At 59.2% G+C, this 25,555-nt stretch carries 23 protein-coding genes and 14 tRNA genes; 6 read left to right on the forward strand and 31 right to left on the reverse strand.

The features are described from left to right. Positions 1–189 precede the first annotated feature (189 nt). Entirely contained in the window at positions 190–1,185 is a 996-nt protein-coding gene (gene gap / locus I6L33_RS00630) for a type I glyceraldehyde-3-phosphate dehydrogenase (protein ID WP_005304894.1), read from the forward strand. A 115-nt stretch (positions 1,186–1,300) separates the two neighbouring features. After that, positions 1,301–2,167 carry a D-hexose-6-phosphate mutarotase gene (locus I6L33_RS00635; protein ID WP_216973400.1) on the forward strand — a complete coding sequence of 289 codons (867 nt, stop codon included), beginning with the start codon at positions 1,301–1,303 and terminating at the stop codon, positions 2,165–2,167. A gap of 70 nt (positions 2,168–2,237) precedes the next feature. On the opposite strand, the gene nadA is transcribed toward I6L33_RS00635, so the two are convergent. Continuing rightward, positions 2,238–3,311, reverse strand: coding sequence for a quinolinate synthase NadA (gene nadA, locus I6L33_RS00640; protein WP_019840767.1), 1,074 nt, complete (start codon positions 3,309–3,311; stop codon positions 2,238–2,240). 140 nt (positions 3,312–3,451) lie between these two features. Here nadA and I6L33_RS00645 point away from each other — a divergent pair, with 140 nt between their 5' ends. Beyond that, entirely contained in the window at positions 3,452–5,557 is a 2,106-nt protein-coding gene (locus I6L33_RS00645; RefSeq protein WP_216973401.1) for a methyl-accepting chemotaxis protein, read from the forward strand. 49 nt (positions 5,558–5,606) lie between these two features. On the opposite strand, the gene I6L33_RS00650 is transcribed toward I6L33_RS00645, so the two are convergent. The 27 genes from I6L33_RS00650 to ruvA all read right to left on the reverse strand — a co-directional run bounded on the left by I6L33_RS00650 (position 5,607) and on the right by ruvA (position 18,604). Then, positions 5,607–5,682: transfer RNA gene (locus tag I6L33_RS00650), tRNA-Val, on the reverse strand. A 16-nt stretch (positions 5,683–5,698) separates the two neighbouring features. After that, positions 5,699–5,774: transfer RNA gene (locus tag I6L33_RS00655), tRNA-Lys, on the reverse strand. A 22-nt stretch (positions 5,775–5,796) separates the two neighbouring features. Beyond that, positions 5,797–5,872, reverse strand: a tRNA-Val gene (locus tag I6L33_RS00660). A 16-nt stretch (positions 5,873–5,888) separates the two neighbouring features. Then, positions 5,889–5,964 (reverse strand) — tRNA-Lys (locus tag I6L33_RS00665). Between the two features lie 23 nt (positions 5,965–5,987). Continuing rightward, a tRNA-Val gene (locus tag I6L33_RS00670) sits at positions 5,988–6,063 on the reverse strand. Positions 6,064–6,080: 17 nt separating this feature from the next. Next, positions 6,081–6,156 (reverse strand) — tRNA-Lys (locus I6L33_RS00675). Positions 6,157–6,177: 21 nt separating this feature from the next. Then, positions 6,178–6,253: transfer RNA gene (locus tag I6L33_RS00680), tRNA-Val, on the reverse strand. A 17-nt stretch (positions 6,254–6,270) separates the two neighbouring features. Next, positions 6,271–6,346, reverse strand: a tRNA-Lys gene (locus I6L33_RS00685). A gap of 23 nt (positions 6,347–6,369) precedes the next feature. Further along, positions 6,370–6,445: transfer RNA gene (locus I6L33_RS00690), tRNA-Val, on the reverse strand. Between the two features lie 16 nt (positions 6,446–6,461). Continuing rightward, positions 6,462–6,537: transfer RNA gene (locus I6L33_RS00695), tRNA-Lys, on the reverse strand. Positions 6,538–6,559: 22 nt separating this feature from the next. After that, a tRNA-Val gene (locus tag I6L33_RS00700) sits at positions 6,560–6,635 on the reverse strand. Between the two features lie 21 nt (positions 6,636–6,656). Continuing rightward, positions 6,657–6,732, reverse strand: a tRNA-Lys gene (locus tag I6L33_RS00705). A gap of 49 nt (positions 6,733–6,781) precedes the next feature. Then, positions 6,782–6,857 (reverse strand) — tRNA-Val (locus I6L33_RS00710). 30 nt (positions 6,858–6,887) lie between these two features. Then, positions 6,888–6,963, reverse strand: a tRNA-Lys gene (locus I6L33_RS00715). Positions 6,964–7,137: 174 nt separating this feature from the next. Next, complete coding sequence (ybgF, locus tag I6L33_RS00720; RefSeq protein WP_024943347.1) at positions 7,138–7,947, reverse strand: tol-pal system protein YbgF; 810 nt, start codon at positions 7,945–7,947, stop codon at positions 7,138–7,140. Between the two features lie 158 nt (positions 7,948–8,105). Continuing rightward, a complete protein-coding gene (gene pal / locus I6L33_RS00725) occupies positions 8,106–8,630 on the reverse strand; it encodes a peptidoglycan-associated lipoprotein Pal (protein WP_005304908.1) in 525 nt (174 codons plus the stop codon). A gap of 49 nt (positions 8,631–8,679) precedes the next feature. Continuing rightward, positions 8,680–10,005 (reverse strand): Tol-Pal system beta propeller repeat protein TolB, encoded by a 1,326-nt coding sequence (gene tolB / locus I6L33_RS00730; protein ID WP_010636193.1) that lies wholly within the window; start codon positions 10,003–10,005, stop codon positions 8,680–8,682. 94 nt (positions 10,006–10,099) lie between these two features. Beyond that, positions 10,100–11,257 carry a cell envelope integrity protein TolA gene (gene tolA, locus I6L33_RS00735; RefSeq protein ID WP_017765796.1) on the reverse strand — a complete coding sequence of 386 codons (1,158 nt, stop codon included), beginning with the start codon at positions 11,255–11,257 and terminating at the stop codon, positions 10,100–10,102. Between the two features lie 5 nt (positions 11,258–11,262). Continuing rightward, on the reverse strand, positions 11,263–11,709 hold the full coding sequence (tolR, locus tag I6L33_RS00740) for a protein TolR (protein WP_005304918.1): 447 nt from the start codon (positions 11,707–11,709) through the stop codon (positions 11,263–11,265). Continuing rightward, the gene (gene tolQ / locus I6L33_RS00745) at positions 11,709–12,398 is read right to left on the reverse strand and encodes a protein TolQ (RefSeq protein WP_005304921.1); all 690 of its coding nucleotides are present in this window, start codon (positions 12,396–12,398) and stop codon (positions 11,709–11,711) included. The genes tolR and tolQ overlap by 1 nt, the downstream gene beginning before the upstream one ends. Further along, on the reverse strand, positions 12,388–12,795 hold the full coding sequence (gene ybgC / locus I6L33_RS00750; RefSeq protein WP_005304924.1) for a tol-pal system-associated acyl-CoA thioesterase: 408 nt from the start codon (positions 12,793–12,795) through the stop codon (positions 12,388–12,390). The genes tolQ and ybgC overlap by 11 nt, the downstream gene beginning before the upstream one ends. A 105-nt stretch (positions 12,796–12,900) precedes the next feature. Further along, complete coding sequence (locus I6L33_RS00755; protein ID WP_041203624.1) at positions 12,901–13,212, reverse strand: cyd operon YbgE family protein; 312 nt, start codon at positions 13,210–13,212, stop codon at positions 12,901–12,903. Then, positions 13,199–13,315, reverse strand: coding sequence for a cytochrome bd-I oxidase subunit CydX (cydX, locus tag I6L33_RS00760; protein WP_005304933.1), 117 nt, complete (start codon positions 13,313–13,315; stop codon positions 13,199–13,201). The genes I6L33_RS00755 and cydX overlap by 14 nt, the downstream gene beginning before the upstream one ends. Positions 13,316–13,329: 14 nt before the next feature. Continuing rightward, entirely contained in the window at positions 13,330–14,466 is a 1,137-nt protein-coding gene (gene cydB, locus I6L33_RS00765) for a cytochrome d ubiquinol oxidase subunit II (protein WP_005304945.1), read from the reverse strand. Between the two features lie 12 nt (positions 14,467–14,478). Beyond that, a complete protein-coding gene (cydA, locus tag I6L33_RS00770; RefSeq protein ID WP_005304948.1) occupies positions 14,479–16,035 on the reverse strand; it encodes a cytochrome ubiquinol oxidase subunit I in 1,557 nt (518 codons plus the stop codon). Between the two features lie 935 nt (positions 16,036–16,970). Then, entirely contained in the window at positions 16,971–17,981 is a 1,011-nt protein-coding gene (gene ruvB / locus I6L33_RS00775) for a Holliday junction branch migration DNA helicase RuvB (RefSeq protein WP_005304949.1), read from the reverse strand. Positions 17,982–17,989: 8 nt separating this feature from the next. After that, positions 17,990–18,604 (reverse strand): Holliday junction branch migration protein RuvA, encoded by a 615-nt coding sequence (gene ruvA / locus I6L33_RS00780; protein WP_005304953.1) that lies wholly within the window; start codon positions 18,602–18,604, stop codon positions 17,990–17,992. Between the two features lie 237 nt (positions 18,605–18,841). Between ruvA and I6L33_RS00785 the strand changes: the two genes are divergently transcribed. Together I6L33_RS00785 and I6L33_RS00790 are read left to right on the forward strand one after the other, a co-directional pair. Continuing rightward, positions 18,842–20,851 carry a methyl-accepting chemotaxis protein gene (locus tag I6L33_RS00785; RefSeq protein WP_216973402.1) on the forward strand — a complete coding sequence of 670 codons (2,010 nt, stop codon included), beginning with the start codon at positions 18,842–18,844 and terminating at the stop codon, positions 20,849–20,851. A 135-nt stretch (positions 20,852–20,986) separates the two neighbouring features. Then, positions 20,987–22,711 carry a proline--tRNA ligase gene (locus tag I6L33_RS00790; protein WP_017765792.1) on the forward strand — a complete coding sequence of 575 codons (1,725 nt, stop codon included), beginning with the start codon at positions 20,987–20,989 and terminating at the stop codon, positions 22,709–22,711. A 93-nt stretch (positions 22,712–22,804) separates the two neighbouring features. Here I6L33_RS00790 and I6L33_RS00795 read toward each other — a convergent pair whose 3' ends face one another. From I6L33_RS00795 to I6L33_RS00805, 3 genes are all read right to left on the reverse strand, one after another. Next, positions 22,805–23,485 carry an SDR family oxidoreductase gene (locus I6L33_RS00795; protein WP_005304962.1) on the reverse strand — a complete coding sequence of 227 codons (681 nt, stop codon included), beginning with the start codon at positions 23,483–23,485 and terminating at the stop codon, positions 22,805–22,807. Positions 23,486–23,550: 65 nt separating this feature from the next. Further along, on the reverse strand, positions 23,551–24,180 hold the full coding sequence (locus I6L33_RS00800; protein ID WP_010636188.1) for a TIGR04219 family outer membrane beta-barrel protein: 630 nt from the start codon (positions 24,178–24,180) through the stop codon (positions 23,551–23,553). A gap of 93 nt (positions 24,181–24,273) precedes the next feature. Next, entirely contained in the window at positions 24,274–24,714 is a 441-nt protein-coding gene (locus tag I6L33_RS00805) for a copper chaperone PCu(A)C (RefSeq protein WP_017783060.1), read from the reverse strand. A gap of 89 nt (positions 24,715–24,803) precedes the next feature. Between I6L33_RS00805 and I6L33_RS00810 the strand changes: the two genes are divergently transcribed. Beyond that, positions 24,804–25,553 carry an enoyl-CoA hydratase-related protein gene (locus I6L33_RS00810; RefSeq protein ID WP_025201167.1) on the forward strand — a complete coding sequence of 250 codons (750 nt, stop codon included), beginning with the start codon at positions 24,804–24,806 and terminating at the stop codon, positions 25,551–25,553. Positions 25,554–25,555 lie beyond the last annotated feature (2 nt).

Consider the following 25,555-nt stretch of genomic DNA (forward strand, 5'->3'; position numbering starts at 1 on the left):
TGCCACGCCGGTTCAATCGATAGTTATTTCGCCAAAAGCTGGTAGTCAGTTACATAAACAGAAAATAAATTTCACAGTTTTTCATGATATAGCGCAATTTCAGACAGATTGTTGGTTGACTCGCGGGGGAGTTCTAGTAAATTTACAAGCGGAATTTTCTTTGACTACTGAACAGTTAGGTAACCAATTATGACTATCAAAGTAGGTATTAACGGTTTTGGCCGCATCGGTCGCTTCGTCTTCCGTCTGGCTTGCGAGCGCAACGACATCGAAGTTGTTGGTATCAACGATCTGATCGACGTTGACTACATGGCTTACATGCTGAAGTACGACTCCACTCACGGCCGCTTCAAGGGCACCGTTGAAGTCAAAGACGGCAACCTGGTTGTCAACGGCAAAACCGTACGTGTTACCGCTGAACGTGACCCGGCCAACCTGAAATGGGATGCCATCGGTGTTGACGTTGTTGCCGAAGCTACCGGTCTGTTCCTGACCGACGAGACCGCTCGCAAGCACATCGCTGCCGGCGCCAAGAAAGTTGTACTGACCGGTCCGTCCAAAGACGCTACCCCGATGTTCGTAATGGGCGTTAACCACGCTACCTACGCTGGCCAGGACATCGTTTCCAACGCTTCCTGCACCACCAACTGCCTGGCTCCGATCGCCAAAGTACTGAACGACACCTTCGGTATCGAATCCGGTCTGATGACCACCGTTCACGCTACCACTGCTACCCAGAAGACCGTTGATGGTCCGTCTGCCAAAGACTGGCGCGGTGGCCGCGGTGCGGCTCAGAACATCATCCCGTCCTCTACCGGTGCTGCCAAGGCTGTTGGCGTCGTTATCCCGGAACTGAAAGGCCTGCTGACCGGTATGGCTTTCCGTGTTCCGACTCCGGACGTATCCGTAGTTGACCTGACCGTCAACCTGAAGAAAGCTGCCACCTACGCAGAAATCTGCGAAGCGATGAAAGCTGCTTCCGAAGGCGCCATGAAGGGCGTGCTGGGCTACACCGAAGACGAAGTGGTTTCCACCGACTTCCTGGGCGAGCGTCAGACCTCCGTATTCGACGCCAAGGCTGGTATCCAGCTGACCGACAAGTTCGTTAAAGTTGTATCCTGGTACGACAACGAAATGGGCTACTCCAGCAAGGTTCTGGACCTGATCGCTCACATCTCCAAGTAATTTGGGATAAGCAATCAAGTAGCTTGAAAAAGGCGGCCATGGGCCGCCTTTTTGTATTCTGGACCGGGATTATTCCACCCTTCTCTTCTGAATGTGCGCGAGCACAGGAGTCCTCATGCAACCGACACGCACTCTGACTGCCCACTGTACCCTCAGCCACCACCCGGCAGGCCAGCCGCTGCTGACCATCGACAACGGCTACGCCAAGGCAGAAATCAGCCTGTTTGGCGCCCACGTACTGAGCTATCAGCGCCATGATGAACCCGCCTCCATCTGGCTCAGCGACAAGGCTGTGCTGGATGGCAGCAAGCCCATTCGCGGCGGCATTCCTCTCTGCTGGCCCTGGTTTGGCCCGGCGCCGGCCCGCGTCGGCAGCGGCAAGCCCTCCCACGGCTTTGCCCGCACCAGCCTGTGGACGCTGGACGGCGTCTCCGATCACGGCGACGGTACGCTCGTCCATCTGTCTTTGCGTGACAACGAGGCCACTCGTCAGCTCTGGCCTCATGCTTTCGAACTGGAACTGGACGTACTGGTGGGCAAGGAGCTGGCTCTGGTACTGACTACCCGCAATACCGGTAAAGAGCCCCTTGTCTACGGCGGAGCCCTGCACACCTACCTGCAGATAAGCGCGCCGGAGGCAGTGAGCGTCAGCGGCCTTGGCGAGCCTTATGCCGACAAGCTGACCGGCCAGAATGGCCAGCAGCAGGGCGCCCTGACCCTGAACGGGCCGCTGGATAGGGTCTACTGGCAGCCAGACGCCCAGGTCAGCATTCAGGATGGCGAGCGTCAGACCCGGGTGGTCAGCGGCAACCACGACAGCGTGGTGGTCTGGACTCCCTGGCTGGAAGGGGCGAGTGCCATGGCCGACATGAGTGATGACGGCTATCGCACCATGCTGTGCGTCGAAGCGGCCATCGCCAACGAGGCAGGCGTGACCGTCGCGCCGGATGAAGAGCACAGCTTCTCTACCGTCATCATCTGACGATTCGGCTGACGGATAAATAAAGAGGGCTCCCGCGGGAGCCCTCTCTGCCTCTCATCGCCTATCCCACTCAGGCGTTGCCCTGGGTCTTGAGCTTGAGCTCGGCGGCGAAGTTGAGCATGCGGTCGAGCGGGATCAGAGCCTTCACCCGCAGTGCCTCATCCACATGGATCTCGTGGCGCTCGGCGCCGTCGGTCAGGGCCGACTTGATGGCCACCAGACCGTTCATCGCCATCCAGGGGCAGTGGGCACAGCTGCGGCAGGTGGCACCATCGCCACCGGTCGGCGCTTCCACCATCTCCTTCTCCGGGCAGGCCTGCTGCATCTTGTAGAAGATGCCGCGATCGGTCGCCACGATGAGCTTCTGCTGGGGCAGCTCCCTGGCCGCCTTGATCAGCTGGCTGGTGGATCCCACCGCATCGGCCAGTTCGATCACCGAGGCAGGGGACTCCGGGTGCACCAGCACGGCGGCATCCGGATTCTGCTCCTTCAGCTCGCGCAGGGCGCGGGCCTTGAACTCGTCGTGGACGATGCAGTGGCCCTGCCAGCGCAGCATCTCGGCGCCCGTCTTCTTCTCGATATAGGCCCCCAGGTGACGGTCCGGGCCCCAGATGATCTTGTGACCCTGGCTGTCCAGGTGCTCGACGATCTCCAGCGCGATGCTGGAGGTGACCACCCAGTCAGCCCGCGCCTTGACCGCCGCGGAGGTGTTGGCATAGACCACCACGATGTGATCGGGATGGGCGTCACAGAAGGCAGAGAACTGCTCGATGGGGCAGCCCAGATCGAGGGAACACTCGGCCTCCAGGGTCGGCATCAGCACCCGCTTGTGGGGGCTCAGGATCTTGGAGGTCTCCCCCATGAAGCGCACCCCGGCGACGATCAGGGTCTGCGCCTCATGATCGCGGCCAAAGCGGGCCATCTCGAGGGAGTCACCGACGAAACCACCGGTCTCCTCCGCCAGCGCCTGGATCTCGGGATCCGTGTAGTAGTGGGCGACCAGCACCGCCTTGCGCTCCTTGAGCAGTGCCTTGATGTCTGCGATCAGGGTCGTCTTCTGCTCGGCGCTCAGGGGAAGGGGCTTGGCCGGAAACGGATAGTCCATCTCGACTACCGGCGGGACATTGTTCAGTGCATTGCTCATTGCGACTGTTCCATCAACGCTTGGAAAGGCAAAAATTATAACCAGAAGCCGTGCACAAACCCATCAACAAATCAGGTGCCGTGCAAGCGTCCGAATATACTCATCTCATTCGTTGTCATTCTTGCCAAAGGAGTTGTCGGATGAAACAACGTTCACTCAAAACCAAGCTGCTGCTGCTCACCATGGGTCTGTTTATCGCCAGCGGCCTCGCCATGACCCTGATGCAATCCTCCTCGCTGAACTCCCTGCGCAACGACATAGTGAGCCAGACCCGCCAGGCACTGGAGCAGGAGGTATCCCGTACCCTGCAATTTCAAGCCGAGCGCTATGCGGTGCAGATAGCCGCTCTGCTGCAACAGTCCTATCAGGTGCCGCTGGGCATGGCAGCTCAACTGGAGGGCAGCATGGCGCAGCCTGACGGGCTGCTGAGCCGTCCCCAGGTCGAGATGCTGCTTCGCAGCCGTCTGCAGCAGGCCGGCGGCATCAGCTCCATCTACGCCCAGTTTGAGCCCGACGGGTATGACGGTCAGGATGCCAGCTGGATGGCCGGCGCCTCCCACTCCGTCGCCAGCAAGGGCAGCCTGGAGATTTATTTTACCCGGGATCAGGGGGGCCAGATCAGCCAGCAACCGGTGGATGCCGCCAGCAGTGCCGCCAAATACGACACCTCGGTCAACGAGTTCGGCATTCGCAACAGCGAGTGGTACCTGTGCGGCCGCGACACCCTGCGCCCCTGCCTGATGGAGCCCTATCTCTACGAAATCAGCCCGGGCAACCAGATGCTGATGACCAGCCTGACGGTGCCCATCCTGAAGGCAGGCAAATTTGTCGGCATCACCGGCGTCGACATGAACCTCCCCATCTTCCAGCAACTGGCCGAGAGCCTCGGCAAGAGTCTTTACGACAACCAGGCCGAGGTCACCCTGGTCAGCAAGATGGGGCTCATCGTCGGCAGCAACCGCCACGCCGACAAGCTGGGACGGCCGTTGACGGAAGCCGGCCTCACGGCCCCTACCGGCCAGGCACAGAGCACGGAGAGCGACTTCATCCTGCAGCAACCGGTCAGGATCGATGCCGCCGACAGCCAGTGGTGGCTGATGATCAAGGTGCCCAAGGCGCGGGCCCTCAGCCAGGCCAACACCATCAGCAATCAGCTGGGTGATCTGCTGCAGGCCACCCAGCAGCAGCAGTTGATCGCCATCGTCGTCGTCACTCTGCTGGCGCTGGCGTTGCTCATCTGGTTCATCCAGAGCATCACGGCCCCCCTCTCCCTCATCAGTCGCCATGTGTCTCACCTCGCCAGTCACGAGGGAGACCTGACCCAGCAGATGAAGATAGACACCCACCAGGAGCTGATCGAACTGGGTGGCCACCTCAACGCCTTCCTCGGCAAGCTGCGCGGCATGGTGCAGGGCAGCAAGCAGATCGGCCAGCAAGTGCACCAGCAGGCCAGTGGCATGAAGCAGACGGCCGATACCATGCGCAGCAGCCTGGATGAACAGAGCCTGGAGCTGGAGAGCGTGGTCAGCGCCATGCATCAGATGAGCACCACGGCGGTCAGTGTGGCGGGTTATGCGGAGCAGGCAGCTCAGGAGTCTGAGACGGCGACCCACCACATAAGCACGGCCCAGCAGACCCTGAGCCGGGCCCGCAACGAAATCCACACCCTGGTCGAGGACATGCATCAGGCCGACAAGGCGGTCGCTCAGGTCGCCCAGCGCAGCACCAATATCAGCCGCATTCTCGACGTGATCAGGGCCATCGCCGAGCAGACCAACCTGCTGGCGCTCAATGCGGCCATCGAGGCGGCGCGGGCCGGCGACATGGGGCGCGGTTTTGCCGTGGTGGCAGATGAAGTACGGGCCCTGGCCAACAAGACCCGGGAGTCCACCGACGAGATAGGTCAGCTCATCGGCAGCCTGCAGACCGAAGTCAGCAGCAGCCAGCAGTTGATGAGTACCGGCATCGCCCGTTCGGCCAGCACGGTAGAAGGGACGGAGCAGGCGTTTGAAGCCCTCAACCAGGTGGTCACCCAGATCCAGCAGATCCACGACCACATCAGCCAGGTGGCCACGGCGGCCGAGCAGCAGAGCGCCGTCAGCGACACCATCAACCAGAACCTGATGCGGATCGGCGATGCCGCCACTACTCTGGGGCAGGAGGCCAATGCCAGCCACCGCCTGAGCGAGCAGCTGGAACAGGCCGCGACGGCGCTGGCCAACCAGCTCGAGCGGCTGAGAACCTGATGCCGAACAGCCATAAAAAAAGCCCGCATTGCTGCGGGCTTTTTCAATCTGGTGGTCGTTACTGGGATCGAACCAGTGACCCCCTCCTTGTAAGGGAGGTGCTCTCCCAGCTGAGCTAAACGACCTGGGATTCTGAAATGATGGTGGGTCGTGCTGGATTCGAACCAGCGACCAATTGATTAAAAGTCAACTGCTCTACCGACTGAGCTAACGACCCATCTAAATCATTTTTACAAACTTGGTGGTCGTTACTGGGATCGAACCAGTGACCCCCTCCTTGTAAGGGAGGTGCTCTCCCAGCTGAGCTAAACGACCTGGGATTCTGAAATGATGGTGGGTCGTGCTGGATTCGAACCAGCGACCAATTGATTAAAAGTCAACTGCTCTACCGACTGAGCTAACGACCCATCTAAATCATTTTTTACAAACTTGGTGGTCGTTACTGGGATCGAACCAGTGACCCCCTCCTTGTAAGGGAGGTGCTCTCCCAGCTGAGCTAAACGACCTGGGATTCTTGAAATGATGGTGGGTCGTGCTGGATTCGAACCAGCGACCAATTGATTAAAAGTCAACTGCTCTACCGACTGAGCTAACGACCCATCTAAATCATTTTTACAAACTGGTGGTCGTTACTGGGATCGAACCAGTGACCCCCTCCTTGTAAGGGAGGTGCTCTCCCAGCTGAGCTAAACGACCTGGGATTCTTGAAATGATGGTGGGTCGTGCTGGATTCGAACCAGCGACCAATTGATTAAAAGTCAACTGCTCTACCGACTGAGCTAACGACCCATCTAAATCATTTTTTTACAAACTGGTGGTCGTTACTGGGATCGAACCAGTGACCCCCTCCTTGTAAGGGAGGTGCTCTCCCAGCTGAGCTAAACGACCTGGGATTCTGAAATGATGGTGGGTCGTGCTGGATTCGAACCAGCGACCAATTGATTAAAAGTCAACTGCTCTACCGACTGAGCTAACGACCCATCTAAATCATTTTTTACAAACTGGTGGTCGTTACTGGGATCGAACCAGTGACCCCCTCCTTGTAAGGGAGGTGCTCTCCCAGCTGAGCTAAACGACCTGGGAATTCATCTGGGCAAATTGGTGGGTCGTGTAGGGATCGAACCTACGACCAATTGATTAAGAGTCAACTGCTCTACCGACTGAGCTAACGACCCACACCTGACTTGCCTCTTTCACTGCCCGCCTTGGCAGACAGCTTAAAACTGGTGGTCGTTACTGGGATCGAACCAGTGACCCCCTCCTTGTAAGGGAGGTGCTCTCCCAGCTGAGCTAAACGACCTGGGAATTCTGTCTCCACCTGGTGGAGAAATGGTGGGTCGTGCTGGATTCGAACCAGCGACCAATTGATTAAAAGTCAACTGCTCTACCGACTGAGCTAACGACCCTCACCACGACCAGGACCAACTGCAATGCTGCACCGGCTCTGACGGCGGCCTATATTACGGATTTATCATCCTGGCGCAACAGAAAAATCTTAAATTCCATCTGTTTGCTCACTGCGCATACAAAGCGAGGCTGTATTTACAAGACTGTTACGAAAACAGTGACATGCGGCAAAGTTACAGCTTGCTCAAACTCTGCTTGGCCAGCTGGGCCGGCGAGGTGTTGGGATACCCCTTGATCACCTGCTCATAGAAGTTCTTGGCTTCCGCCTTCTTGCCATCCAGTTGTGCCAGCATGCCCAGCTTCAACAGGGCGTCGGCTCGCTTGGGCGACTTGCTGAACTTGGTGGCCACCGTGGTGAACTGGGCGGCAGCGCCGGTCCGATCCCCCTTGTTGAACAGCAGCTGACCCAGCCAGTAATGGGCGTTGGGAACATAGCTGGAGCTCGGGAACTGCTTGATGAACCCTTCGAAGGCCGGAATTGCCTTGTCGTAGTTCTTCTCCTTGAGCACCATGTTCACGGCCGCATCATAGGCCTGATTCTCGTTCTGGTTGGTGGAGTAGTTGGCCGCGGCGGCCGGCGTCGCGCTCGCAGCTGCGGCTGCCGGGGCTGCTGGCGTAGCGGCAGGCTGACTGTTGGCCACCTTGTCGAGCTCCTGATAGAGCTGGCGCTGACGCTCCTGCGACTGTTCCATCTGGTAGGTCTGCTGCTCCAGCTGGCCACGCAGCTCGGAGACCTCCCCTTGCAGGGCATCCACCTGTTGCTGCAAATCGGCCTGCAGGCGCAGACGGGCGTTGAGCGTGCGCTCCAGCAGGGAAACCCTGTCTTCTAGGCTGCCGGTGGGCACGATGGCGCCGTTGTTGCCGCTTAGGACAACCCCGCCACCCGAGTCACCGCTCAGATCGCTCACCGGTGCCGCCGCTTGCGCATTCAGAGCAACCAATACGGCCAGCGCAACAGCAGCTTGCTTGTACACAGATTTCATTCGGATCAAACCTTAGCGTTTAGTGCAAATAAAACGGCCAGCGCCATCGTCGCTCGCTTATACAGATTTCATTCGGATCAAACCTTGGCGTTTAGTGCAAATAAAACGGCCATCGAAATGGCCGCTTGCATATAAACGAACTTCGTTCGATTCAAACCTTAGTAAACCAGGACCGCACGGCGGTTCTTGGCAAAGGCATCCTCGGTGTGAGACATATCCAGCGGCTTCTCTTCGCCATAGCTGACGATGGAGAGCTGCTCAGCCTGCACACCCAGGGTTTGCAGATACTTGGCAACAGCCTTGGCACGACGCTCGCCCAGCGCGATGTTGTACTCCGGAGTACCGCGCTCGTCGGCGTGGCCTTCGATCAGTACTTTGACGCTCGGGCGCTCACGCAGGTAGCTGGCGTGGGCATCCAGCAGGTCGGCGTATTGACCCTGGATGTCGTAACCGTCGAACGGGAAGTAGATCACGTTGTCACGCTGCAGCGCTTCGAACTTCTGACGCATCTGCTCTTCCGGGGACAACATACCGTTCGCGCCACCGGTTTGTACACCGCCCATGCCGTCGGTCATGCCTGATTCGGCGCCAGCGGCGTCGGAATCAGAAGAGGAGCTACAAGCGGCCAGGGTGAACAGTGGCAGTGCGATGGCCAAACCCTTGAGCAGTTTATTGAGTTGCATGCTATTTCCTTAAACCTTTATAACAAAACAAAAAACAATTGGATTTTTATCAATTCAAGAAGGGCGACCAAGCTGGTGCACGAATTTCACCGCTACTGGTCGGAAGCACAGCCTTGAAGCGACCATCAGTCGACACCAACGCGAGACTCTTACGACCCTGATAGATGGTGGCATAAATGATCATGCTGCCATTGGGAGCCACACTTGGCGACTCATCCAGCGCGCTCTGGGTAAGGACCAGCAGGGCATTGTTTTCCATATCCTGACGGGCGATACGGTATTGTCCCTGAACCCGGGTCACCATCACCATGATTTTGCCATCAGGAGTAATGGACGCACCCTGGTTGGATTCACCTTCCCAGGTCATCCGGCGAGTCATGCCAGTCGCCAAATTTACGCTATAAATCTGGGGTTTGCCACCACGTTCAGAGGTGAACAGCAAATTTTGACCGTCCGGCATCCAGGAGGGTTCGGTGTCGATTACCCGGCTGGTTGTGACGCGGGTCAGCTGCTTGCTAGCAACATCAACGACATAGAGGTTCGGTGACCCGTCCTTGGAGAGAACGATAGCCAGACGACGACCATCAGGAGACCACTCCGGCGCCCCGTTGATGCCGCGGAAGCTGGTGATCAGGCTGCGCTGCTGGGTGTAGATGTCCTGCACGTAGATTTCGGATTTCTGGTTCTCGAAGCTCACGTAGGCCAGCTTGCTGCCGTCCGGCGACCAGGCCGGGGACATCAGCGGCTCGCGGGAACGCAGCAGGGTCTTCTCGTTGTAACCGTCGTAGTCGGAGATCCGCAGCTGATACGGGAACTGGGTCCCCTGCTGCACAGAGACGTACGCCAGACGGGTCAGGAAGGCCCCGCGCTCGCCGGTCAGCCGCTCGTAGACGATGTCGGAGATGCGGTGAGCGAACTGGCGCATCTGGGCACCCGGGATGGTCGCCATCCGGCTATCCAGGATGTAGCCGTTGCTCTCGCCGCCCTGGGTCTTGGCCAGCTGGCCCTTGAGCACGTCGACCAGCTCGAAGTTGACCTTGTAGGTACCGTCGCCGACGGCGGCGATGGAACCGACCACCACGGCTTCGACGCCTTGGGAGGCCCAGGGTGCGAAGTTGATTTCACCGCTGGAGCTCGGGGTCTGCGGCATCTGGCCACGGGCCAGCGGTCTGAACTTGCCGCTGCGCATCAGATCGTTGGAGACCACTTCCGCGATGTCCTGCGGCAGCTGGCCATTGCCTTCCCACTTGAAGGGGGCGACGGCGATCGGCCGTGCACTGTCGATACCGCCGGTGATGACGATGTCCAAGGCCGCCTGGGCGCTCTGACCCAGCAACAAACAGCCAACCAAAGCAAAAAACACTTTTCTTATCATGGCTTAAACACTCGGTTCCAAAATAATGAGAGATTAACTTCCTTTCTCGGCAAGACGCTGCCAACCACCTTACTCGATCCCCTCGCCATCAGTGCTAGATGTTAGGTTCCAGCTTGAGGTTGAACTCCTTCAACATCTCGAATGCCGCAGGATCCTTGGGTACCGGCAACTGATTGGCCTTCAGTACGGCTGCTTTGCCGGAACGACATACCGCCGGGTCACCCTGGCCGTTATCTACCGAGATGACAAAGCCAGTGCTCGCAAGACGTACGCCGATAGTACATGTTTTGCCCCGCATGGTGGGATCCAAAATCATATATCGCTCAACAGTCGCCTTGATAAGCGCCGCATATTTGTCGACTTCACCCTTGGCCGCCGCCGATGCCGCCTGACTGCGGGCATTGGCCTCAGCCGCCAGCTGCTGCTGCATCATGTCTTCCATCTCTTTTTGCAGCTTGGCCTCCTCGGCCGCTTTGCGCTTGCGTTCAGCCGCGATCTTGGCCTGCTTGTCGGCCTCTGCCTTGGCTTTCTTCTCTGCGTCAGCTTTTGCCTTCTTGGCCGCCTCTTCCTTGGCTTTCTTCTCGGCTTCAGCCTTGGCCTTCTGCTCGGCCTCCGCCTTGGCTTTCTTGTCCGCTTCTGCCTTCGCTTTTTTCTCGGCTTCGGCTTTGGCTTTCTTCTCGGCTTCCGCTTTCTTGGCCTTGGCCTCCTCAGCCTTGGCCTTCTCTTCAGCCTCTTTCTTCTCTTGTTCCTTTTTCTTCTTCAGCGCCAGCGCCTTGCTCTCTTCTTCCGCGGCCTTGCGCTCGGCCTCCGCCTTCTTGGCCTTCTGCTCTTCGAGCTTGCGGGCTTCCTCGGCCTTCTGGGCCTTCTCTTCCGCCTGCTTCTGCTCGGCCTGCTTCTTCTGCTTCTCTACTTCGGCCTTGCGGGTGGCCTCCTCGGCCTCCTTGCGCTTGGCCTCTGCAATCCGCAACCGTTCCTGCTGCTGGGCCAGCTCGCGCTTGGCGATGTCCGTGTCTTCCTTATCCTTCTCTTTCTCTACCTTCTGCGGCTTGGGCTGAGCCTTCTGCTGCTGGATCTGCTTGGCCTGCTCGTTGAGGAAGTTCTCGTCGAGCATGACGGCATTGACGATCTGCCCCTTCGACTCGGGTCGCTTCGGTTTGCTGAAGTCGAGCCCGACAAACAGGATGATGCCGATGATCAGGTGCAGCAGAAGCGACGCGATGAGATAACCGGAAATACCACGCTTCACATCCATCTCCGTCAGTTCACCGGATCTGTCATCAGGCCGACCTGAGGCACACCGGCTTTCTTGAGGGCCACCATCAGCAGGATCACCTCTTCGTAGCGCACCGACTTGTCACCGGCCACCACCACGGGGGCGTTCTGGTTGATGGCCAGGTAACCCATGGCCTTCTCGGTGATGTACTGCTGCATCGCCTCGGGCGTCCCGCTCGGGACGGGTTCGTCTTCGGCCTCACCGGCCTTGATGACGTACTCGCCTTCGGTATTGACGCTGACGATGAAGGGCGGCTTGGCATCCTCCGGCAGTTGCTCGGACTCCGCCTGCGGCAGGTCAACCTTGACCCCTTGCGTGATCACGGGCGTCACCGCCATGAAGATGATAAGCAGCACCAGCATGACGTCGATATAGGGAACCACGTTGATCTCGGCCACCTTCTTGCGCCGGATCCGCTGATAGGTTTGCATTACTGATCACCCTGCTGCTGAGCAATTTGACGGTTCAGAATGGTGGTGAACTCGTCCATGAAATTGGCGTAGGCGTTCTCCAGCCGCTCGACCTTGTTGGAGAAGCGGTTGTAGAAGATAACGGCCGGGATGGCGGCAAACAGACCCATGGCGGTGGCGATCAGCGCCTCCGCGATACCGGGGGCCACCATCTGCAGGGTTGCCTGCTGCACCTGACCCAGGGCGATAAAGGCGTTCATGATCCCCCAGACGGTACCAAACAGACCGATATAGGGACTGATGGAGCCGATGGTAGCCAGGATCGGCAGGTTGGACTCGAGATCGTCCACCGCGCGGGAGAGGGAGACGCGCATGGCACGGTAGGTACCGTCCATCACCGCATCCTGACCACGGGCGCCGGCCTTGAGCAGACGGGCATACTCCTTGAAGCCGGAGTAGAAGATGTCTTCCATGCCTTCGATGTCGTCGCGGCGGGAAGAGGACTCCTGGTAGAGACGGTTGAGGTCGACTCCAGACCAGAATCTGTCTTCAAACTGCTCCGATGCGATATTGGCTGCCTTGATGGCCTTGGAGCGCTGGATGATCAGCGCCCAGGAGACGACCGACATGCCCATCAGGGTCATCATGACCAGTTTTACCAACAGGCTGGCTTGCCAAAACAGGCCAATAAACGAAATTTCAGCGTGCACTTAACAGCACTCCCTTCACATTTTCAGGTATTGCAACAGGTTTCATATGCGGATGACTGACACAGGCTATCTGTACCATGGCCTGGGTGATCAGTCGTCCATCAGCCGCCAGTATCCGTTGTGAGAAGCGCATGGAGGCGCGTTTCACTTCGGTCACTTGCGTCAATACAGTCAAAAGCTCATTAAAACGGGCCGCCGAGCGGAAATCGATCTCTGTTCGACTCACCACAAACGCATACCCGGCGCCCAGCAGGACATCCTGTTCGATGCCGCCAGCACGCAGGAACTCGGTGCGAGCACGTTCCATAAACTTGAGATAATTGGCGTTGTAGACGATGCCCCCGGCATCGGTGTCTTCGTAGTAGACACGCACCGGAAACTCAGAGACTTCCCCCATAACAATCTGTGATCCATACGACAGTCAGATGGGGGGCTATCATAGCGCAGGGCTGAATAGGAAAGAAGCAGGGGGAAGCAGGGAAATCCTGCCTCCCCCCGTTTTTTATGAAAGGAAATAGCCTTGGGTCAGCCAGAGCCCGTACAACAAACTGGGCAAGGCGAGCCAGGGGAAAAACAGCACGCGACCGACGAGGCTGCGGGGATGGAATCCCAGCCCGTGCATGACCCCGCAACAGACCGCCCACATCAGCCAGGGCGCCAGCCAGAGGCCGTGTTCGCTGGTGTTGGCGGCCACCAGATTGGGGGCCTGTAAAATAGCGACGGCCAACAGAGCCGCCGCTACCAGCATCAACCCCTGCCAGGGTTGGCGCTCCAGGGGAGCGGCCAACCGGGCGAGTCGATCACTTGTTCTCATCGATCTGGCGATCCATGTTCTCGGTGTGTTCCAGCCACAGCGCATTGATGATGCCGAATGCACAAGCCAGCAGCAGACCCAGGATCCAGGTGAAATACCACATATCAGGGCACCTTCTTAGTAGAGCGATTGTTGGTTGTCTTCGATGTGCTTGCTGGTCACCCGGCCGAACATCTTGATGTAGGTCCACAGGGTATAACCCAGCACAATCGGTACGAAGATGGCGGCCGCTACCGTCATCACCCGCAGGGTGTTGAGAGAAGCGGTGGCATCCCACATGGTCAGGCTCAATGACGGCTCAAGGCTTGAGGGCATCACGAACGGGAACATGGAGAAGCCGGCAGTCAGGATCACGCCGGCAATGGCCAGGGAGGAGCAGGTGAACGCCAGCCAGCCCTTGTTCAGCTTGGCAAACAGCGACGTCAGCAGGCTCATCGCCAGACCCAGCACGGGTGCCGCAACCATCCAGGGATAGAGGCTGTAGTTGTTCATCCAGGCACCGGCCTGACGCACCACTTCCTTGTTCATCGGATTGGAGACGGCATCGGTCGCGGCGGCCTTGACCACCACATAGCCTTCCATGCCGCTGACCCAGAAACCGGCCAGTGCGAACAGCACCAGGGTCACCAGCGAGCAGATCATGGCGGCGGTGCGGGAGCGGGCCAGCACTTCACCGTCGGTCTTCATCATCAGCCAGGTAGCACCCTGGGTGACCAGCATGAACAAGCTCACCAGACCGGCCAGCAGGCCGAACGGATTGAGCAGACCGAAGAAGTTGCCGTGATAGGTCAGCATCATGAACTGGTTGAAGTCGAACGGCACGCCCTGCAGCAGGTTGCCGAACGCCACGCCAAACACGATGGGCGGTACCGCGCTACCGACGAACAGTGCCCAGTCCCAGTTGCTGCGCCACTTGGCATCTTCACGCAGGGAACGGTACTTGAAACCGACCGGGCGGAAGAACAGTGCCATCAGGGTCAGAATCATGGCGATGTAGAAGCCGGAGAAGGCTGCCGCATACACCATGGGCCAGGCTGCAAACAGGGCACCACCGGCGGTCACCAGCCAGACCTGGTTCCCTTCCCAGTGCGGGCCCATGGTGTTGAGCATCACCCGACGCTCAACATCTTTCTTGCCGACGAAGGGGAGCAGTGCGCCCACCCCCATATCGAAGCCGTCGGTGATGGCGAAGCCAATCAGCAGGACGCCGACCAGCACCCACCAGACCAGGCGCAACATTTCGTAATCAAACATGGGTTGCTCTCCTTATGCCTTGCTCTGTTCGAAGTGGTACTTGCCAGTCTTCAGGCTGCTTGGGCCCAGACGCGCGTACTTGAACATCAGGTACATCTCGATGATCAGCAGTACGGTGTAGAACAGGCAGATCCCGATAAGGGAGAACCAGATCTCGGAGGCCGGCACGTTGGAGGCCGAGACCGAGGTCGGCAACACTTCGGCGATGGTCCAGGGCTGACGACCGTATTCCGCGACGAACCAGCCACACTCGATGGCGATCCAGGGCAGCGGGATACCGTACAGCAGCGCCTTGAGCAGCCACTTGCGCTCGCCGATCTTGTGACGGGTACTGTCATAGAAGGCCAGGCCGATCAGCACCAGCATCAGCATGCCGCAGGCAACCATGATGCGGAAGGCGAAGAACAGCGGCAGCACTTGCGGGATGGAGTCATCCACGGCGGCCTTGATCTGCTCGTCGGTGGCATCGGTCACGTTGGAGGTATAGCGCTTGAGCAGCAGACCGTAACCCAGGTCCTGCTTCACCTCGTCGAAGCGGGCGCGGGTATCGTCAGACTTGTCGCCGGACTGCAGCTTGGTCAACAGGTCGTAGGCGGTCATGCCGTTGCGCACACGCAGCTCGTGCTCGCTCTTCAGATCCTTGAGACCGGTCACCTGGCCGTCCAGCGAACGGGTGGCGATGATGCCGAGAGCATAAGGGATCTTTATGGCGTAGTCGGTGCGCATCTCTTCCTGGTTCGGGATGCCGAACAGGGTAAAGGAGGCTGGCGCAGGTTCGGTGTTCCACTCGGCCTCGATGGCCGCCAGTTTCACCTTCTGCACTTCACCCGTCTCGTAGCCGGACTCGTCACCGAGGATCAGCACGGAGAGGATGGACGCCATGCCGAATGCGGCCGCGATGGCGAAGGAGCGACGGGCGAAGGCCACGTCACGATGCTTGAGCAGGTAGTAGGAAGAGATGCCCAGCACGAACATGGCACCTGTGGTATAGCCTGCCGCCACTGTGTGGACGAACTTCACCTGGGCAACCGGGTTGAACACCAGGTCGGCGAAGCTCACCATCTCCATGCGCATGGTTTCGAAGTTGAACTCGGCACCGACCGGGTTCTGCATCCAGCCGTTGGCAACCAGGATCCAGAGCGCGGAGAGGTTGGTCCCGAGCGCCATCAACCAGGTCGCAGCCAGGTGCTGACGCTTGGAGAGCCGATCCCAGCCGAAGAAGAACATACCGACGAAGGTGGATTCCAGGAAGAAGGCCATCAGACCTTCGATGGCCAGCGGGGCCCCGAAGATATCGCCGACATAGTGGGAGTAGTAGGCCCAGTTGGTACCAAACTGGAACTCCATGGTCAGCCCTGTGGTGACCCCGAGGGCAAAGTTGATACCAAACAACTTGCCCCAGAACTTGGTCATGTCCCGGTAGACAGGGTTGTTGGTCATCACATAGACAGACTCCATGATCGCCAGAATGAAGGCCATTCCGAGCGTCAAGGGCACAAACAGGAAGTGATAAAGGGCCGTCGCAGCGAATTGGAACCGCGATAGGTCTACCACATGCTCAGCAATCATGATGTTTCCTCACCGATTATTGGCACGGCTATTTTAAGTTTTAAGACAAAGCTTCCGTTGGAAGTCCCCGAATTATCGGTCATGTTCCAGTTTTGCACTGACGACCGGATTCGACTGCCACCACATTAACAACAAGGCAATAATAGGGAACAAAAAAAGCTAATGTTTAACAATTGCAAAACAATCAAGCTTGCTTTATTCCCGCCCATAATGACCTGAGTTTTATATCACCTTTATTTGATTGAAATCAATGTAAAACCACCATCAATACATGCCTTTCAAAGGCATTTTCACGACCCTTTCCATTTATTTTAGAGAGCTGAGTCACAAAAAAATAAAAATCGCAAATCATTGATTTAAATCAACTTTAATCTTGAAGCAAATAAGTAATGCTTCTGTTAAAAAACAACTCTCAAGAGTGTTTTCATCATGTTTCCCTCGCTTGTCCCCAGCCAGAATAAAACTAATTAAAAACCAATAAAAACGCATATCCATGCTAATTCGACAAGGCCACAAAATGATTAGTTAATCTAATCTGAGATGGGTAATTTTTCTTGTTTGTCCGAGTCAGACAGAGCTCCTACAATGCGCCTCGCAGTGAGGGCATACCCTTGGATACAGGCCGGTCAATCTGGGTTCCCGGTACGTATTCGATGAACATTTCGAACCTGTCTATTGGAATTAAAGATGAAAAAGTTTGTTGCTAAAACCATCCGTTACTACAAGCTTTCGTTCGTTCAGCTCTATCAAATGAACCGACTCTGAGGCCTCGCGACGGCTCACTCTGTTTTTTACCGGTCTGTCTCCAGACGCACTCACTGTCTGTGAACATCCATCCTGAATTGTCTTTGCCCACCGCATCCGCAGTGGGCTTTTTTTTGCCCGGATAACAAAAAACCGCCCTTGAAGGCGGTTTTTTGTTCAATCAACTGTTTTTACCCTTCATCTGGCCGTTGCAGGCCAAAATGCGCATAAGCTCTTGGTGTCGCGATCCGCCCTCTGGGTGTACGTTGCAGGAAGCCCTGCTGGATCAGATAGGGTTCGAGCACATCTTCGATGGTGTCCTTCTCCTCGCCGATGGCCGCAGCCAGGTTGTCGAGCCCCACCGGCCCCCCCAGAAACTTGTCTATGACAGCCAACAATAGCTTGCGGTCCATGAAGTCGAACCCTTCGTTATCCACGTCCAGCATGTCCATGGCTCGGGCCGCTATGGGTCCGTCAATCCGGCCGTCGGATTTCACCTGGGCAAAATCCCGCACCCGGCGCAACAAACGGTTAGCAATTCGCGGCGTACCGCGCGAGCGACGCGCCACCTCCAGCGCACCGTCTTCCGTCATGTCGAGCCCGAGGCAACGGGCGCTGCGGGCAACGATGTCGGTCAGATCCCTGACGTTGTAGAACTCGAGGCGCTGCACGATACCGAAGCGATCCCGCAGCGGGCTGGTGAGAGAGCCGGCCCGGGTCGTCGCGCCGATCAGGGTGAAGGGGGGCAGGTCGAGCTTGATGGAACGAGCCGCCGGCCCCTCCCCGATCATGATGTCGAGCTGGTAATCCTCCATCGCCGGGTAGAGCACCTCCTCCACCACCGGGCTGAGGCGGTGGATCTCGTCGATGAACAGCACGTCGTTCGGCTCGAGGTTGGTGAGCAGCGCCGCCAGATCGCCGGCCTTCTCCAGCACGGGACCGGAGGTGGTCTTGATGTTGACCCCCATCTCGTTGGCCACTATGTTGGCGAGCGTCGTCTTGCCAAGCCCGGGCGGGCCGAAGATCAGCAGGTGATCGAGCGCCTCGCCGCGCTGGCGCGCCGCCGCGATGAAGATCTCCATCTGTTCGCAGACCGGATCCTGGCCGGTGTAATCGGCCAGCAGCTTGGGCCGGATGGCCCGATCGATGACTTCTTCCTCACGCCCGCCAGCGGCGGAAATGAGGCGATCCGCTTCAATCATTCTCTACCTCACACCAGGCTGCGCAGCGCTTCACGGATGATATCCTCCACCGACATGCCATCCACCGCGACCTTGCTGACGATCTGGCTGGCCTGCTGCGGCTTGTAACCGAGTGCCACCAGCGCACTGGCGGCCTCTTCGCTCGAATCCGGCGCCCGCAGGGCACTCTCCTTGGCGGGCAGGGTGATCTCGGCCGGCGAGAAGAGATCGTGGCTGACCCACCCCTTGAGCCTGTCCTTCATCTCCACCACCAGTCGCTCGGCGGTCTTCTTGCCAACCCCTGGCAACTTGACCAGGGAGCTTATCTCCTCGCGCTCGACACTCAGCACGAACTGGGTGGCGGTCATGCCGGAGAGGATGGCCAGCGCCAGCTTGGGGCCGACCCCGTTGGTCTTGATCAGCTCGCGAAACAGCGCCCGCTCCTGCTTGTGATTGAAGCCGTACAGCAGTTGGGCGTCTTCCCGCACCACGAAGTGGGTGTGAATGACCGCTTCCTTGCCGATCTCGGGCAGATCATAGAAGCAGCTCATGGGCATGTGCACCTCATAGCCCACGCCCCCGACCTCCAGCAATACCTCGGGGGGTTGTTTCTCAATGACTACGCCTCTCAAGCGACCAATCACGGCTCTCTCCTCGCCAAACCAGCTATCTGTAAATTGGCTCATAGCATAAAGAATAACTGGATAAGTATCCAGCATAGGGCGGCTGGATCGCAGCGGATTTTCGGCACACTCGCGCGTTCCAAGCCATGCTTGGATCCGAGCCGGGCAACAACTTTATTTTCCATCTGGCATGGCATTTTGTTGCCACTGATAAAACACTAAATTGGGTTTGTTTGGAGCCAAGGAAGGTCCTTAATCATGAAAATCGTCACCACATCGAACCTGGGGCTGGCCATTCTGCTCAGCTGCACGCTGGGGATGGGCGTCGTCGGCTGGTATGGCAGCCAGCGGCTGGCGGATCTGCTCTCCTATGTGCTGGGTGCCGCCTGGCAGACTGCAGACGGCGCCATGGAGGGCTCCATCGAGCTCGGCAACCAGTCGCTCTACATCCAGAAGATGCTCAGAGGCATGTCCCTCGACGAGCAGGAGCTGCAGCAGGCCAGAACCGCCACCACCGACGCCATGCGCCGGGTGGGCGAAGGCCGGCTCATCGATGACGCCGCCATCAACACCATGAACCAGCAGCATCAGGTCTACCAGCAGCAGCAGGAACAGCTGCTGGCGCTCTACCAGACGTTTACCCGCCTCGATCAGGCGCTGCGCGCCAGCTCTGAACGCATGTCCCGCCTCTCGACCCAGCTCGAGGTGGTGGGTGATGGCGCGGTCGAGAGCCTCACCCAGTCACCGGATCAGGCCATCAGCTGGAATGGCGGCCTGGCGACCCGCTGGCACGCGGCCGATGGCGGCATGGAGGCCAACATAGGCTTCCTGCGTCAGCTCTATGCGTTGGAGAAGATGCAGAGCGAAGGGCTCACCCCCGCCATCCAGAGCGAAATGGAGGAGGCGACCCGCTTCTACCGGGAGGCTGTCGACGCCATGCTGGCCAGCGGACTGTTTGACGTGCCCGCTGAGGGGGAGTTTGCCGGCCAGTCACTGGCAACCCAGTATCGGGCGCTGGAAACCGAGGTTCAGCAATTGATGGTGCAGTGGATGGCGGCCCTTGGTGAATATCAACGCCAGCTGACCAGCTATGAGCAGAGCGCCGATCAGCTCAAGAAATTGCTGGTCGAGGTGGAGGCAAAGGGCGATGCCACGGTCGAGGATCAGGTGGGTCAGCTCAACGCCATCATCAACCATACCAAGAGTCTGATCCTGGGCGGCCTGCTGTTCAGCCTGCTGATCGTGACCCTGTGCGGCTTCTGGCTGGTGCGCGCCATCGTGCGGCCCCTGCTGCAGGTCAATCGGCGCATGCAGGACATCGCAGCCGGCGAAGGGGATCTCAATGCCCGCATCAACCTCAGGCGTGACGACGAAATCGGCTCGCTGGCCGGCAGCGTGGATCGATTCATCGAGAAGCTGCAGAAGATGATCAGCTCCACCATGGACAACAACCAGCACATCAGCGAGCACGTGCACACCTCGGTCAACCGGGTTCAGGCCATCAGCCAGAGCAGTCGCCAGACGGCCGAACATGCCCAGGCGCTGCACCATGACAGCGAGCAGATGGTGCAGGTGGCCACCACCATCTCGGACAACTGCAGCCTGGCGGCGCAAAATGCCAACGAGGTGCGCCAGCTCACCACCGAGAGCAGTCAGTATGTCTCCTCCGCCAGTGCGGGCATGCAGCGGGTGGTGATGGAGGTGGGCGAATGCGCCACCGCCATCAACGCCCTCAAGGAGCAGGCCAGTCAGATAGGCCAAATCATCTCCACCATCAGCGGCATTTCCGAGCAGACCAACCTGCTGGCGCTCAACGCCGCCATCGAGGCCGCCCGGGCCGGCGAGATGGGCCGCGGCTTTGCGGTGGTGGCCGACGAAGTGCGCACCCTGGCCAATCGCACCGCCTCCTCCAGCGCCGAGATCAACGAGGTGATCAACAGCATCCAGCAGCAGACCGAAACCGCCTACCTGATGATGCAGCGCAACCTGAAGACGGTGGAGTCGGGCATGGCGGATTCCGACAACACCAAGCAGATCCTGTTCAAGGTGGAAGGTGCCATCGACCACCTGGCGGACATGGTGCAGCAGGTGGCGGATGCTACCGGCCAGCTCTCCCATACCCTGAGCCACACCTCGGACAAGGTCTCCGGCATCAGCCAGCAGGCCCAGACTGGTGAGCAGGAGGCGCAGGAGTGCCTGCAACTTGCCTCTTCTCTCCATCAGGCCAGCCTGCTGCAACAGCGGTTGCTGTCGCAATTTCGGGTCTGACCGCAGCGGGGGCGATGCCCCCGCTTTCCCCCGTCGTACGAATTTAGCCCTTGGGCCGCAGGGCCCGTCCTGTTAAAATTCCGCTCTTGAAATTATCCAGGGCCCCGCCGCCCGTCTTAGCTAAGGTCTACCGCGATGCGTACCAGCCAATATCTGCTTTCCACTCTCAAGGAAACCCCGTCCGACGCCGAGATCATCAGCCATCAGCTGATGCTGCGCGCCGGCATGATCCGCAAACTGGCCTCCGGCATGTATGCCTGGCTGCCCTCCGGTCTGCGGGTTCTGAAAAAAATCGAGAACATTGTTCGCGAAGAGATGAACAATGCTGGTGCCATCGAAGTCTCCATGCCGGTGGTACAACCCGCCGAGCTGTGGCAGGAGTCCGGCCGCTGGGATGACTACGGTCCCGAGCTGTGCCGTCTGACCGACCGTCACAACCGTCCCTTCGTGCTGGGCCCGACCCACGAAGAGGTGATCACCGCGCTGATCCGTTACGAAGTGAACAGCTACAAGCAGCTGCCGCTGAATCTGTACCAGATCCAGACCAAGTTCCGCGATGAAGTTCGCCCCCGTTTCGGCGTGATGCGTGGCCGCGAGTTCCTGATGAAGGACGCCTACTCCTTCCACATCGACAAGGCCTCCCTGGTCGACACCTACGAGAAGATGCACGCCGCCTACTGCAAGGCGTTCACCCGCATGGGTCTGAACTTCCGTCCGGTGCAGGCCGATACCGGCTCCATCGGTGGTACCGGCTCCCACGAATTCCAGGTGCTGGCCGAGAGCGGTGAAGACCTGATCGCCTTCTCCGACAGCTCCGACTACGCCGCCAACATCGAAATGGCCGAAGCGCTGGCGCCGGCTGGCGAGCGCGCCGCAGCCACCGCAGCCCTGACCAAGGTTGCGACCCCGAACGTCCACACCATCGACGAAGTGGCCGCCTTCCTGAGCGTGGCCCCGAGCGCCGTCGCCAAGACCCTGCTGGTGCTGGGTGAAGCGGACGAGCACGGCAACCAGGCCGTCATCGCGCTGGTGCTGCGTGGCGACCACGAGCTGAACGAAATCAAGGCCGAGAAGCTGCCGGGTGTCGCCAACCCGCTGACCTTCGCCAACGACGAGCAGATCAAGGCAGCCGCCGGCTGTGACGCTGGCTCCATCGGCCCGGTCGGCTTTGCCGGTCGCATCATCGCCGATCGCAGCGCCGCCCACTTGGCAGACTTCGTCTGCGGCGCCAACGAGACCGGCTTCCACCTGACCGGTGCCAACTGGGATCGCGACATCGCCACTTTTGAGGTTGCCGACCTGCGCAACGTGGTGGAAGGCGACCCGAGCCCGTGCGGCCAGGGCAAGCTGCTGCTCAAACGCGGCATCGAAGTGGGCCACATCTTCCAGCTGGGCACCAAGTACTCCGAAGCCATGAAGGCGAGCGTGCTGAACGAAGGCGGCAAGTCTGTCACCATGGAGATGGGTTGCTACGGCATCGGGGTCTCCCGCCTGGTGGCTGCCGCCATCGAGCAGAACAACGACCAGTACGGCATCATCTGGCCGGACGCCATCGCCCCGTTCGAAGTGGCCATCGTGCCGATGAACATGCACAAGTCCGTGCGCGTCGCCGAGCTGGCCGAGCAGTTCTACGCCGAGCTGAAGGCCGCCGGTGTGGACGTGCTGTTCGACGACCGTAAAGAGCGTCCGGGCGTGATGTTCGCCGACATGGAGCTGCTGGGCGTACCGCACGCCATCGTCATCGGCGAGCGCGGTATGGACAACGGCGTGGTGGAATACAAGTGCCGCCGCACCGGCGAGAAGCAGGAAGTGGCCATCAGCGACATCGTCGCCATGCTCAAGGCCAAGCTGGGCCGTTAATCCCGCCCCTCGCTGGTATAAAAAAAGCGCGCCGATGGCGCGCTTTTTGTTTCTGTCTTCTGACGATGGCAACCGGATGACGGCGGCCTTTTGTCAGGGATTGCGACCGATAAAGAGATCGGTCACGTGGCAGCTGCTTCTGGCTTCCAGTGCATCCAGCATGTAGGCGGCGGCATCTTCCGGGGTCATGAAGCCGCTGCTGTCCACGTGATCCGAGTTGTCCCAGAATTCACTGCGGATCCCGCTCGGATAGAGGTTCACCAGCCGCAGCGGCGAGCCCTTCAGCTCGGCCCGCAAGGATTCTAGAAAGCCGCGCATCCCCCATTTGGAGGCGCAGTAGAGGCTCTCGTTGGCCTTGCCCACCTGGGCGGCGGAAGAGAGCACGTTGGCCAGCACCCCGCCCTTGTCGCCGATGAGGCGCACCGTCTGCTGGGCCACCAGAATGGTGGAGATGAGGTTGCTCTCCACCACCCGGCGGATCTGCTCGGCGGTATAGACGCCGACCGGGCCGAACTCCCCCACGCCGGCGCAATGCAGCACCAGCTCGGGCAGACCGCCCCACTCCACCGCGGCAGCAAAGGCGACATCCACTTCCTCGTGGTGCGCCAGATCGGCGGCAATGCCGATCACCGCCTTGCCGAGCAAGGCTTCCTGCTCCTGCAGCTTCTGATAACGACGCCCCATCATGGAAACCTGATGGCCCCGTTCAACCAGACCTATGGTCAAGGCGCGGCCCAAGCCGGACCCCGCCCCCGTCACTATGATATGACCCATGTTCGTTCCTCGCCGGATGCCGTCATCGGGATGATGAGAGCATCGTCACCAGAGATTGCCGGAAATTAGAAGGTGAATTCGCCGCCGATGAACCAGCCGTCTACCCGCTGGTCAACGCGATCGAAGTCCATGCTCGCATCACGCCAGCCGGCACGCACCTTGAGCGGTACGGTCGCGAACTTGTAGGAGCCACCCAGACGGTAGTCGTAGTTGTCGGCATCCTGCACGCGGGCATCGCCGAAGGCGGCAAAGCCGGTACCCGGGATGCGCAGTTCGGCGCCGGTGTAGGCCATCAGCACGTCCTTGTCATAGGAGTAGTGCTGGGTGTTGAAATCGCCATCGTAGCGACGACCGGTCAGACCCAGGTCGATCTGGAACAGATCGTTGTTGAACAGGCGATAGTAGAGGCTCAGGTCATAGGCCATCAGATCGTTGTTGAGGGCGCCGCCGCTGGTGCCGAAATCGGAGATCTCGAACTTGGCGTTGGGCAGCAGGATGATGCCGTGCTCCAGTTGCAGGTAGCCGCTCCAGTTGTAGTTCTCGTCGTAGCTGCCGTTGGCCCCGACACCGTTGATCTGGCCGCTGCCCTGAGCATTCCATACATCGGCACCGGCGGCAAAACGCCAGTCATCGGCAGCCATGGCAGCCTGGCTGAACAGGGCCAGCACACAACCGGCAATCAAGGTCTTCTTCATCACGTTACTCTCTTGTTGGACTGGAAAGGCCATCATTTTACCCAGAGCGACGGGAATACACAGTGTAAAAAGCTGAACAAGCGTCCATTAATGTCAGTGCTGCATGCCCGCCATGGGTTCAACCGGCTTCACCGGCAGGCTCAGCTCCAGCTGCTGGCCATCATCCATGGTCAGCGTCAGCGGGAAAGGGGTGCCCAGGGAGAGCTCGCGCACCTCGAACAGCATGATGTGGAAGCTGCCGGGCTTGAGCGCCACTTCCCCCTTGGCCGGCACCTCTATGCTCTCGACCTGGCGCATCCTCATCACGCCGTTCTCGTGCAGATGGGTGTGCAACTCGGCGCGGCCCACCTCGGGCGAGGCGGCGGCCACCAGCTTGACCGGCTGATCGGCATCATTCTTCAGCACCAGGAAGGCGGCGGTGTTGGGCGAGCCCGGCGGCAGCAGACGCACATAACCGTCGACGGCCTCGACCTTGGCCAGGGCGGGAGCGGCCAGTCCCAGGGCCAGCAGGGAATAGAACGCACGTTTAAACATGGTTGAAATCCTTTTATGATGTTGTTAAACGCAACAAAGCTTACCGCAGCGGTAAGCCTTTGACAGCCAGCAATAACAAGGATTTAGACATGGACCCCATTATCATTGCCGAGCAGCAGGATGGCTTGCTCACCTTGACCCTCAATCGCCCCGACAAGCGCAACGCCCTCAATACCGCCATGTATCGTGCGCTCACCGAGGCATTGCGGCAAGCGACGGCGGATGACGCCATCCATGCCCTGCTCATTCAGGGGCAGCCCGACTGCTTCACCGCCGGCAATGATCTGGCAGACTTCATGGGCAAGACGGGGCTGGATCCCGACGACCCCATCCTGCAATTTCTGCATACCCTGGCCGACTTCCCCAAACCGGTGATCGCCGCGGTCGGCGGCGCCGCGGTCGGCATCGGCACTACCCTGCTGCTGCACTGCGATCTGGTCTATCTGGCCGACAATGCCCGTCTGCAACTGCCCTTCGTCGAGCTGGGGCTGGTGCCGGAGTTTGCCTCCAGCCTGCTTCTGCCACGCAGCGTGGGTCACCTGAAGGCAGCGGAGCTGTTGCTGCTGGCCGAAGCCATCGATGCCGACGAGGCGCTGCGGCTCGGCCTTGCCAACCGGGTGCTGACGGCCGAAGCCCTGCTCCCCTTTGCCAGGGAGCAGGGTCTGAAGCTGGCAGCCAAGGCGCCCGGGGCGCTGCAAAAGAGCAAGGCGCTGCTCAAGCAGGAGCTCAGGCAGGCGGTGCACTTCGTCATCGATCTGGAGGCGCGCGCCTTCTCCCTCGCCCTGCAGGGGGAAGAGGCGCAGACGCGGATCGCCCAGCGCCTCAAGGGCCGTAAATGATC

Origin of the sequence: Aeromonas sp. FDAARGOS 1403, assembly GCF_019047325.1 — a bacterium.
In the GTDB taxonomy this organism is placed as follows: Bacteria; Pseudomonadota; Gammaproteobacteria; order Enterobacterales; family Aeromonadaceae; genus Aeromonas; species Aeromonas dhakensis.

What these genes read in the sequence shown, in the direction of transcription:
- I6L33_RS00785 (WP_216973402.1), top strand. Translation starts at nt 18,842, where the DNA reads ATGAAAATCGTCACCACATCGAACCTGGGGCTGGCCATTCTGCTCAGC.
- pal (WP_005304908.1), bottom strand. Translation starts at nt 8,630, where the DNA reads ATGCAACTCAATAAACTGCTCAAGGGTTTGGCCATCGCACTGCCACTG.
- cydX (WP_005304933.1), bottom strand. Translation starts at nt 13,315, where the DNA reads ATGTGGTATTTCACCTGGATCCTGGGTCTGCTGCTGGCTTGTGCATTC.
- cydB (WP_005304945.1), bottom strand. Translation starts at nt 14,466, where the DNA reads ATGTTTGATTACGAAATGTTGCGCCTGGTCTGGTGGGTGCTGGTCGGC.
- tolB (WP_010636193.1), bottom strand. Translation starts at nt 10,005, where the DNA reads ATGATAAGAAAAGTGTTTTTTGCTTTGGTTGGCTGTTTGTTGCTGGGT.
- I6L33_RS00800 (WP_010636188.1), bottom strand. Translation starts at nt 24,180, where the DNA reads ATGAAGAAGACCTTGATTGCCGGTTGTGTGCTGGCCCTGTTCAGCCAG.
- tolR (WP_005304918.1), bottom strand. Translation starts at nt 11,709, where the DNA reads ATGCAAACCTATCAGCGGATCCGGCGCAAGAAGGTGGCCGAGATCAAC.
- I6L33_RS00795 (WP_005304962.1), bottom strand. Translation starts at nt 23,485, where the DNA reads ATGGGTCATATCATAGTGACGGGGGCGGGGTCCGGCTTGGGCCGCGCC.
- I6L33_RS00645 (WP_216973401.1), top strand. Translation starts at nt 3,452, where the DNA reads ATGAAACAACGTTCACTCAAAACCAAGCTGCTGCTGCTCACCATGGGT.
- ruvB (WP_005304949.1), bottom strand. Translation starts at nt 17,981, where the DNA reads ATGATTGAAGCGGATCGCCTCATTTCCGCCGCTGGCGGGCGTGAGGAA.
- gap (WP_005304894.1), top strand. Translation starts at nt 190, where the DNA reads ATGACTATCAAAGTAGGTATTAACGGTTTTGGCCGCATCGGTCGCTTC.
- cydA (WP_005304948.1), bottom strand. Translation starts at nt 16,035, where the DNA reads ATGATTGCTGAGCATGTGGTAGACCTATCGCGGTTCCAATTCGCTGCG.
- I6L33_RS00755 (WP_041203624.1), bottom strand. Translation starts at nt 13,212, where the DNA reads ATGAGAACAAGTGATCGACTCGCCCGGTTGGCCGCTCCCCTGGAGCGC.
- nadA (WP_019840767.1), bottom strand. Translation starts at nt 3,311, where the DNA reads ATGAGCAATGCACTGAACAATGTCCCGCCGGTAGTCGAGATGGACTAT.
- I6L33_RS00635 (WP_216973400.1), top strand. Translation starts at nt 1,301, where the DNA reads ATGCAACCGACACGCACTCTGACTGCCCACTGTACCCTCAGCCACCAC.
- ybgF (WP_024943347.1), bottom strand. Translation starts at nt 7,947, where the DNA reads ATGAAATCTGTGTACAAGCAAGCTGCTGTTGCGCTGGCCGTATTGGTT.
- I6L33_RS00790 (WP_017765792.1), top strand. Translation starts at nt 20,987, where the DNA reads ATGCGTACCAGCCAATATCTGCTTTCCACTCTCAAGGAAACCCCGTCC.
- I6L33_RS00805 (WP_017783060.1), bottom strand. Translation starts at nt 24,714, where the DNA reads ATGTTTAAACGTGCGTTCTATTCCCTGCTGGCCCTGGGACTGGCCGCT.
- I6L33_RS00810 (WP_025201167.1), top strand. Translation starts at nt 24,804, where the DNA reads ATGGACCCCATTATCATTGCCGAGCAGCAGGATGGCTTGCTCACCTTG.
- ybgC (WP_005304924.1), bottom strand. Translation starts at nt 12,795, where the DNA reads ATGGGGGAAGTCTCTGAGTTTCCGGTGCGTGTCTACTACGAAGACACC.
- tolA (WP_017765796.1), bottom strand. Translation starts at nt 11,257, where the DNA reads ATGGATGTGAAGCGTGGTATTTCCGGTTATCTCATCGCGTCGCTTCTG.